The organism is Eubacterium sp. MSJ-13, from assembly GCF_018918235.1.
GTDB lineage: Bacteria > Bacillota > Clostridia > Lachnospirales > Lachnospiraceae > Butyribacter.
This window is the reverse complement of sequence record NZ_JAHLQE010000071.1, coordinates 1-9,676: the sequence shown is the minus strand read 5'-3', so window position 1 is coordinate 9,676 and position 9,676 is coordinate 1. Positions and strand designations below refer to the sequence as shown.

The 9,676-nt window shown below is 36.0% G+C and carries 7 protein-coding genes; 2 read left to right on the top strand and 5 right to left on the bottom strand.

The features are described from left to right. Positions 1–547: 547 nt before the first annotated feature. The 4 genes from KQI69_RS04490 to KQI69_RS04475 all read right to left on the bottom strand — a co-directional run bounded on the left by KQI69_RS04490 (position 548) and on the right by KQI69_RS04475 (position 6,124). Positions 548–1,381: an AraC family transcriptional regulator gene (locus tag KQI69_RS04490; protein WP_216564135.1), complete on the bottom strand. Its 834-nt coding sequence runs from the start codon at positions 1,379–1,381 to the stop codon at positions 548–550. Between the two features lie 100 nt (positions 1,382–1,481). Continuing rightward, positions 1,482–2,438 carry a beta-galactosidase small subunit gene (locus KQI69_RS04485; protein ID WP_216564134.1) on the bottom strand — a complete coding sequence of 319 codons (957 nt, stop codon included), beginning with the start codon at positions 2,436–2,438 and terminating at the stop codon, positions 1,482–1,484. Further along, entirely contained in the window at positions 2,422–4,425 is a 2,004-nt protein-coding gene (locus tag KQI69_RS04480; RefSeq protein ID WP_216564132.1) for a glycoside hydrolase family 2 TIM barrel-domain containing protein, read from the bottom strand. The genes KQI69_RS04485 and KQI69_RS04480 overlap by 17 nt, the downstream gene beginning before the upstream one ends. Positions 4,426–4,678: 253 nt before the next feature. After that, positions 4,679–6,124, bottom strand: a complete 1,446-nt coding sequence (locus KQI69_RS04475; protein ID WP_216564131.1) for an MFS transporter — start codon at positions 6,122–6,124, stop codon at positions 4,679–4,681. A gap of 328 nt (positions 6,125–6,452) precedes the next feature. Here KQI69_RS04475 and KQI69_RS04470 point away from each other — a divergent pair, with 328 nt between their 5' ends. Beyond that, positions 6,453–7,313, top strand: coding sequence for an AraC family transcriptional regulator (locus KQI69_RS04470; RefSeq protein ID WP_216564130.1), 861 nt, complete (start codon positions 6,453–6,455; stop codon positions 7,311–7,313). 416 nt (positions 7,314–7,729) lie between these two features. Beyond that, on the top strand, positions 7,730–8,332 hold the full coding sequence (locus KQI69_RS04465) for an Abi family protein (protein ID WP_216564129.1): 603 nt from the start codon (positions 7,730–7,732) through the stop codon (positions 8,330–8,332). Between the two features lie 98 nt (positions 8,333–8,430). Here the strand turns inward: KQI69_RS04465 and KQI69_RS04460 are convergent. Continuing rightward, a partial coding sequence (locus tag KQI69_RS04460) for a hypothetical protein (protein ID WP_216564128.1) occupies positions 8,431–9,676 on the bottom strand: 1,246 nt, incomplete at its 5' end.

The following is a 9,676-nucleotide window of genomic DNA, read 5'->3' as shown; positions in this document are numbered from 1 at the left end:
AGTCATCTGTTATCTGGTCAAGCTCGTCCTGTGTAATCTTACCCGCTGCAAAATCAGCCTTAGCATCTTTTAATTTCTGTGGTCTTAAAAAACTTCCCACAAAATCATATCTGAATGGTGTTTTTAATATACTCATCTATATAACCTCCTGTTTTTTTCTTTGTTCTTATTCATGTTAAAATTTTAAATACCAGTTTATAAATTTACGAATAACAATGCTTTTGTTTTTCTGAGGTTATATTATCATTTCACCATTACATTTGTATAATATCTTTATTTTGCTGTTTGCTATAGTTTAAAACTATGGCAAAACACTGTTCTATCTTTGCCTTTGCGTTTTTAACAATATCGGTAATTCTATTCCTGTAAATTCTCCAACTCTATCTGCTCTATTAGTTCCAAAACAATTTCCTCATTCTCCTCAATTTCGTCTGCTATCTGTGATATATCTTTACCTTTTGAAAGTTTCTTTTTTACCTGATTTTTTTAACTTTCACTTCTTCCTTTAATTTTTAATATTATCTTATCATTTATCATCCCATTTCAACTATATCACTCTTACATCCGAATTACACTTACTTCGATATTCTCTCGGTGTCATCTTATATCTCTCTTTAAAAACTCTGTTAAAAGTTCTCTGACTTTCAAAGCCACAGTCCAGCCAAATATCTGTTATTGTTTTCGCTGAATTTTCCAGAAATGATACCGCATGGTTTAATCTTATACCATTTACATATTTATTAAAATTGCAGTGAAATGTTTTTGCAAACATCCTCGATAACGCATATTTATTTACGCACAGATCATATGCCATCTTCTCAAGATTTAATTCATTTTTAAAATTCTTTGCTACATATTCCACTGCATTATATATAAGGTCATTACTGCCTATCGTACTTTTTTCGACCATTTCCATTTCAGAAAATATATGTGCAAGTATCACCTGAATATATGCTTTTATCAGCATTATGTCTTTTATATTTTCCCTGTTACTGATAATCGCCTTTATCACGCATATTATGTCATGGTGCAGATTTTTCTTTTTTATAATAGGATTTTTCGGACTATACTTCTCAAGTTCCATACAATAAGCAGGAAACATTGATGGCTCAGGGTACAGATAAACTACTTTATTATCATTAGTGTCAAACACCTGATAATGATGGATGACATTCGGAAATACAATGGCAAAATCGCCCTCATCCATATGATATAATTCCTGTCCCACACCAAGCTCAATGTTTCCTTTAGTCACATATACCATCTCCATTGCTTCATGAAGATGCGGCGGCACATGAACCGTCTTTTTCCACTCAACAGATATTCCATCAATTCTGTTTTCGTATGTTGCAAACAAAGAAACAACCCCTCTAAAAATCATTTTCAAATGCCGCCGATAACCTCAGTCAAGCAAATATAAAATAAATATTCTATACTCGACCAATCAACACATATAAAATAAACATTCTATATACTTTCTATCAACAGATATAAAATGAATACTCAATATCTTTCTCAGCATCAATCTGGCACTCCTGTCCCACATCGCTGCCCCAACTGTCAATTCCTCCGACACCTCTTACTGCGCCGTATACACAGAGGACAGTTCTTCTTGCAGGTGGCAGTTCCTCATGATGTGTTGCATTTTCAATTTCAACCGCCGTATATGGAAGACACGAAAATGCAAACGGCTTATCTGTACTGCCGATTTTCAATGTCTGTGGTGCAAAATCTTTTCTGCTGTTGTCAAGACTTGTATGCCTTGTCACTTCAAGCCATTCTGTGTCCATATGCACTCCGCAGTCCTGTGGTACGAGATATGGAGTAAGACTTAAATCTTTAACCTCATATACGCCTTTTACTGCACCTGCTTTTCTGTCAGGATAAGTTTCCCCGGACAAGCCCTCATACATATATTTATCAGCAAGTGTAGGCATTATAAATCTCATGCCAAACACCGGAAGCTGCGGCAATCCCTTTACTCCGATATAATGCACATTAACGGTTATCTTTCCTGACACATCAACAGTGTATGCCACCTCAACCGTGGTTGATGGATTTATGATTGTCTGATATGTATATTTAACAATAATCTCATCAGCATATACATCACCGCCGTAACGGTTATTGTCAGGTGCAAGTACATTTCCCTGTGGTTCTTTGTCCATGATAACTTCAACTTTTTTGCAGTCAATAAACACATCTGCCGCAAGCCAGCTTCCACTCTTTATATGAAGTCTGTTCCCCCTGTCATTGTCGGTAAGCGCACGCCAGAAAGTCGGTTTCGGACAACGGTAAAGCCACTCATATCCGTCTTTTACTATGGATTCAAGTCCGCCCTGTGCATATGAAAATGTATAATCAAATCCCCCACCATGCACTCCAAACGTAAAATCCCCGTAGGCAACTCTAAGTTTTTTCTTATCTGTATAATCCATAATAATACCTCACTTCCTGCATTGCCGGTTTTTCCCTGCGGTCTGCAAATAATATTCCGTTTCCTGAAAATTCATAATCAGATGGCTTGTCATCAAAATCCCCACCATATCTGAGGACTTCTTTTCCGGTCACTTCATCTTTTACCATAATAGCCTGATCGATAAAATCCCATATAAAACCGCCATGATACATCTCATATTTATCTATTAGTTTCATGTAATTGCCAAGTCCGCCCATGGAATTTCCCATGTCATGCATATATTCACACAAGAGATAAGGCTTTTTAGGTTCATTATCAAGATAATCTTCAATTTCCTCTGGTTTTGCGTACATACGGCTCTCAACATCGGATATCGTGTCCTCATAAGCTCTGTTATAGAAAGAACTCTCATAATGAACAAGCCTTCCGTCATTTCTCTCTTTAAAATAGGTGTTCATCGCCTCTATATCGTCACCCGCATACGACTCATTTCCCAAAGACCAGAACAATACAGCAGTATGGTTTTTAAATGTCTCATAATTACTTCTTGCCCTGTCAACCACAACCTCTCGCCACTGTGGGATAGAGCCGGGCACATTGCATGATGGATCGATAACACCAAGTTTCTGGAATGTTCCATGACTTTCAAGGTTTGTTTCTGCCATAACATAAATCCCTGCTTTATCACACATATAGTACCACTGTATCTGGTCCGGATAATGACAGGTACGTACTGCATTTATATTATTCTTCTGCATGCAGTTTATGTCAGAGACCATATCATCAACAGTTATGCACCTTCCCGTTTTCGGATTCCACTCATGGCGATTTACACCCGTTATCACAAGTTTCTTTCCGTTTAGATGTATCACTTTGTCAATTATCTCAATTCTTCTGAAACCTATATCATACGGAACTACTTCGAGAATTTCTCCATCCTCATTTTTAACCTCAACAAAAGCATGATACAGGTATGGTGAATGATTGTCCCATGCCTTTACGGAACTTATATCTGCACTCATCTCTCCCGTACAAATTTTATTATCCTGCCTTGAAATATTTTTATTTGATGACACATCACTATCTTTTGAAGAATTTTGCCCTTGAACATTTTCACCTGATAAATTTTCTTCTCCAAGCAAAGCATTATCTTTAAGTTCAATACGATTTTCTAAAATCTTATTTCCTTCATTATCCTTTAAAATAAAATCTGCACTGACATTCTGCTTTTCAGCCAATGACAATCTCAAACTCACATCAAGTCTGCCGCTTACATTATCACTACATAATACAGGTTTAAGCCATATATCCTCCACATGAACATCAGGTATTGCCTTTAAAGTAACATTTCTGAAAATTCCGAAAAATCTGAAAAAGTCCTGATCCTCCAAAAATGCCGCCGTACTCATCTTGTGAACCTGTACTGCAAGTACATTATCTTTTTCTTTTATAAATGGTGTGAGGTCAAATTCAGACGGTGTAAAACTGTCCTCCGCATAACCTACAAACTGTCCGTTAAGCCATAAATACATTGCCTGCTCCACGCCCTCAAAACAGATATGTATTCTTTTTCCAAGCATTTCATCTTTTAGATCAAATCTCTTGATATATGAACCTACAGGATTATATTTTGCTTCACTGAACATTCCTGCACCATCTCCGGCACTCTCTATACTATATGCACCTCGGCGGTATTCTTTTCCCTCCCAAGGATACATCGTATTTATATAACGAATCTTATCATAACCTGCAAGCTCGATATGTCCCGGCACCATAATCTTGTCAAATCCACTTGCATCATAATCTTCCTTATAAAATTCTTTTGGTCTGCTCTCAACATTTTTGCTGAAACAAAAATCCCATTGTCCGTTTAACGAGCATATCAGACCGCTCTCATTTCTTTTTAATTCTTCATAATCTCTGTAATAACAATGGTCACTGTGTGCTTTAAGCTGATTTACCCTGAATGTCTCAGGATCATCAAGCCACTTCATATCAAAATCCATACTTTTCCTCGCTTTCTTTATAATTTCCGACTTAGTCTTTCAACTTTTCTAATCTTTTCCGACTCAGCCTTTTGATTTCTTTGTCATTCCAAACTTAGTCTTTCAACTTTTCTAATCTTTTCTGACCCAGCCTTTTGATTTCTTTGTCATTCCAAACTCAGTCTTTCAACTTTTCTAATCTTTTCTGACCCAGTCTTTCTGATTTCTTCGTCATTCCCGGCTTAGTATTCCAACTTTACTAATCTTTTCCGATTCAGTCTTTCTGATTTTTTTCTTCTTTTAATTTACGGTTTGCTCCCTCCACATTCATACACGAAAGAATGACTGTGACAATAAAATCTATAATAAACGGCATCCACAAAAACATAAAATACATCATCTTTATGCAGCTATCCGGCTGTACTGATGCATCACCGTTTACAAAACCGCTGAGTGAAAGCATCCAGCCTGCGATTGCAGTACCAAGACCACCACCGAGTTTTACTCCAAGTGATGTGCATGAATACATAGTTCCGTCAATTCTTTTGCCTGATCTTAAATATGTATATTCAGAACATGAAGCAATAACTGCATTCATATCTCCCTGCCACGGTCCCTGTCCCAAAGCTGCAACAGCAGTAAATAATAACATAAGCGGAACACTTCCCATATATCCGGCAACAGCTACGAGCAGTCTGCTCAAAGTTGCAATCATATAACTGTATTTATTTAATTTGTACATTCCCTTGAATTTTGCAACAAGTGACGGTGTAAACACAAGTGCAACTATCAGCGGAATATTTACCGCCCACGAAAACACTCCATACAGATTTTTGTTGCGAAGAACATATGTCATAAAATAAATACCTGTATTTATCATTGTTGCATATAACTGCTGAAGAATGTAGACAACACATATCTGAACATAATATTTATTCTGAAACAAAAGTTTTGCTGACTGAACAAGTGTGAGCTTTTCCTGTTTCTTATCTGACTTCGCACCATTCATGTCCTGCTCAATAATGTCATCAACATTATCAAATCCTGCCATATCTTCTGCCGTTTTGTCACTTTCATCCATAAGCTCCTCCTCAGGAAGCTCTTTTACTGAAAATACTGCAAGTGTATTACTTATTATACCGATAATACAATAAACAAAAGCTACATTTCTCCATCCTGCTGCCCCACCTCCAAGAAGATCAACAGCACCTACTGTAATACTCTGAATCACAAGAGCCGTTCCAAATGAAAACATAAAACGGAACGAACCCATCTGAACACGCTCCTGACTATTCTTGGTAACAAGCGTTGTAAGAGCTGAATAAGCTATATTGTTTGCTGTATAAAATACCGCATTTAATAGTGTATAAGCAATAAAAAACCACGCATACTGTGCTGTGCGGCCAAGACTTGTCGGAATTGCAAACACTCCAAACAATGTAAGTGCACAACCGAAAAATCCATAAAACATCCACGGCCTTGCTTTTCCCATCTTACTCTTTGTCCTGTCAATCATCGTTCCAAAAAATATATCCGTAACACCATCAAACAATTTTGAAACCGCGATCAATGTACCAACGACACCGGCATTTAAACCAACAGTATTTGTCAGATATATCATAACAAATGATGACAAAAATGCATATACCACATTTCCTGCAATATCTCCTGAACCGTAGCCAACCATATTATACCATTTCAGGTATCTCTTTTCTTCCATAAACCTGCTCCTTTCAAATCTTCCTGCTTTTCAGACCGCCATCTTCCGTAAAACCGCATTTTTCTTTTCTACATTCATTTCATGACTCAAACCATAAATCTCCTGCATCCATCCCAAGAATTTACAGCCTTTCGTTCAAATAAACATCTGATTTTCGCTTCAACATTTTTACTATCGTAAGTATATAGAAGCAGTTGTTTAAAATCCATATCTTAAATTGGACAAAACATGCACAAAATGATAAAATCAACAAATAAAAGTACTTATTTTTATATTTTTTAGTGATTTTCACATAGATTTTTTTGAACAGGCATAAAAGGAGAATGAAATGTATACAAACAACGCATATCTAAACAACTCACTTATTGACATAAAAGACAAGTCAAAACCGCTTATCGTAACAAGCTGCGGCACTTACAAACTTTACACCCGTCCTAAACTACCTACATGGCGTCCAAAAGGACGCGTTGATTTCCAATTACTCTATATAGCTGCCGGAAAAGCTCATTTCCATTTTGAAGGTGCTGAAGAAGAAACTATTGTCTCTGCCGGACATATGGTATTGTACCGTCCCAAAGAACCACAGAAATATGAATATTATGGAAAAGAACAGACCGAAGTCTACTGGGTTCATTTTACAGGAAATAATGTCACGAACCTGCTTCGCTCCTACGGACTTACAGATGACAAAAAAGTATTTTACTGTGGTTCTGGTTTTGAATATCAGAACCTCTTTCGTGCCATGATATATGAATTACAAATGTGTAAGGACAATTACCCTGAAATGCTTGAGATGTATTTAAGACAGATTTTTATAAAACTTCAAAGATACTTTAAATCCTGCATTAAAACAGACAATTCCCATGCCGCCGAGGAAGTGGATAAGGCAACAGCCTACTTTAGTGAGCATTACAGTGAACAGATAAACATAGACTCATACGCTGAACAAAATCATGTAAGCACAAGCTGGTTTATACGCAATTTTAAACTTTATACCGGATTTACGCCAATGCAGTATATCCTCTCCAAACGAATATATAATGCAGAAGCATTGCTCCAAGGCACACAATACAACATCACTGAGATAGCACAGATAGTCGGATATGACAACCCTCTTTATTTCAGCCGTATTTTTAAAAAAATGAAAGGGCTGTCACCATCGGAATATCGTAAAAATATGCAGGTGTAGCAAGATTTGTCTGTTTCTTTCTTTATTTTGGCAGGAAATGATATAAATTTTATTATATACTTAGTGCAACAAGTAATGAAAGGAGTGACAGACATGAAAAATAAACTTTATGGATTTTTTGAAAATGTGCTTAACTTTTATGCAGATTTCTTAATAAGAAATGATTATCGTTTCATTTTGTAGGTATTTGTTGTAAAATTAGTGCTGTGTTTTTGCTTTTTTATTTTGCATATGATTTAGTTTCTGAAAAAAATGGGGAAACTCAAAAACAAATTGTGCCTTGCATTATTCCGAAACATGGGTTAATATAATTGTAGGCCGTAGGGAGGCATGGGTAATGCCTTAATCCAAATATCCCATTAGCGGGATTAAGAATGGTATATCCATTCTTTTTTTTTACCTAAAGGAGAGATGAAATGGCACAAGAGGAATTACCGATTACGCTTGAAGAGCAGATAGATATGATGAAAAAGTATGTGTTTTTTAGACAACGAATACAAATGCGTCGTTTTTTACTGCATGCAGGATATTTTAGAGCGAGCAGATATGGAAAATTTTTGCTTTCTAATGTTGAGAATGTGGGTTATAAATCGTCACAGGATGCGTTGTTTGCATTGTATCAGTTTGATGTTGATCTGAGGAGAATACTTATTTATTATTGCAATCATGTCGAAGTGCGATTTAAGAGTGCAATATCCAATGCCTGTGCAATAAAGGCACAAGACGGGACTTTTTATATGAAAAAGGAGTATTATGCTCCGTCAAGAGGAGAGCGGGATACCAAGAAGAGAAAAACGAATATAAAATATTTTGAAAGCGTTTTCTATGATGATATTGTACGCAAAGAAGAAAAATTGAGAAAAAATGTTGTTAAATATCCGGAACTAAAAGAGTACCGTAAAGGCGGAAACAGGCATACCAATAAACTGCCAATATGGGTGACATTCAGTTATACGGAATTTGGTACTATGTCGATGATGTATAATTATCTTCGCTTGGTGGATGCTTATGAAATCTAATTGTATAGATTGGAAATTAGCTGTGATTATCTTATCGAAGGAAAAGAGGATTAATCTTTTCCTTCGTTTTTCCAATCTTCCCCCAACACATTTAATCATTACTTATTAAGCAATCTGCACTTCGTCAATACACCCCCATCTTTCGATAACTTCTGGTTGATTTTTTCCTCATTCAAGATTTTTTTGTAATCATATACTTTGTAAAAATTATAAATCATACCAGTATTGACGCTATACAGAAATACATAACCACTACCATCTTTCATTTTTACCAGATATTTAACATTTCCTCTATTTAATGTGCCATTTTTGCGATACTTGTAGACAAGATATATCTCTTGCACGTCGTTGTCTTTTTTACCGATGCCGTCCAAAATATGATATATTTTTGCAGTGTTTTCCCTATAGCTGTCCTCATTTACTTTTATTCCTGAAACACATTCATTTTTTGTCTTATGTGATACATTTATCTGATTTATCGTGCCGTTTTTTGAATCGACTTCAACGGTAGCATCATATTTCCACGATTTTTTTGAAAGTGATACAAAATAACTCGGCAATGACTTGTTTTCTGTTAATTCAGCACAATCAAACTCTATATTTATTTCCGCTGAATCAGTATCCATGCCATACGCCTTCTGCAATGCTTCATTAGCAATTTTTACTGCAGCTTCGTCATCAATTTTTTGATTTGCATTTTTTAATTTGTCTGAATTATTATTTTCACTGTTTTTTTCTTTTACAGCGTAGTCCCTCCTTTCCCAGAAATCTATGATCTCAAGTATTTCCTCATCTGTCATCTCATTGTCGGGAATGTAAAATGTGCTGTTTTCATAACAAAAAGTAAGCTGTCCTTTCTTTACTTTATTTTTTCGTGATACTTCTATGATTTTTTTCTCTGGAAATAACCCTTCTTTTTCGTATTTATTACGCAGGCTTTCCATTTTATTATTTTCACTGCCTGACAACTTTCTTGAAAAATGATCAGAATCGTCCGTTGTGTTTTGCGTTTTTTCATTTAACTGCTCTTTGTCCTGATTACTCATTGAATGAAGATATTCCCGATATATATTGACCCCTGCATGTGCTCCGGTAACCACCATACAAAAAGCAATAATTGCTGCTGCCACATATTTTAAATTTAGTCTTTTTATATATTCTGTCTTTTTATCCGGCAATTCACTAAGTACCTTTTCAACTCTCTCTGTATAAGACTTTGGTAACGGTTCAGCCTGCTCTGCCAAACTTTTTTTTAACATTTCATCAAAATCCCTGTCCATAAAAATATCCTCATTTCTGCACACGCTTTTTGTGCATATCAAGTTTGTGTCAAGTGTGCGCAGA

What these genes read in the sequence shown, in the direction of transcription:
- KQI69_RS04490 (WP_216564135.1), bottom strand. Translation starts at nt 1,381, where the DNA reads ATGATTTTTAGAGGGGTTGTTTCTTTGTTTGCAACATACGAAAACAGA.
- KQI69_RS04480 (WP_216564132.1), bottom strand. Translation starts at nt 4,425, where the DNA reads ATGGATTTTGATATGAAGTGGCTTGATGATCCTGAGACATTCAGGGTA.
- KQI69_RS04475 (WP_216564131.1), bottom strand. Translation starts at nt 6,124, where the DNA reads ATGGAAGAAAAGAGATACCTGAAATGGTATAATATGGTTGGCTACGGT.
- KQI69_RS04485 (WP_216564134.1), bottom strand. Translation starts at nt 2,438, where the DNA reads ATGGATTATACAGATAAGAAAAAACTTAGAGTTGCCTACGGGGATTTT.
- KQI69_RS04465 (WP_216564129.1), top strand. Translation starts at nt 7,730, where the DNA reads ATGGCACAAGAGGAATTACCGATTACGCTTGAAGAGCAGATAGATATG.
- KQI69_RS04470 (WP_216564130.1), top strand. Translation starts at nt 6,453, where the DNA reads ATGTATACAAACAACGCATATCTAAACAACTCACTTATTGACATAAAA.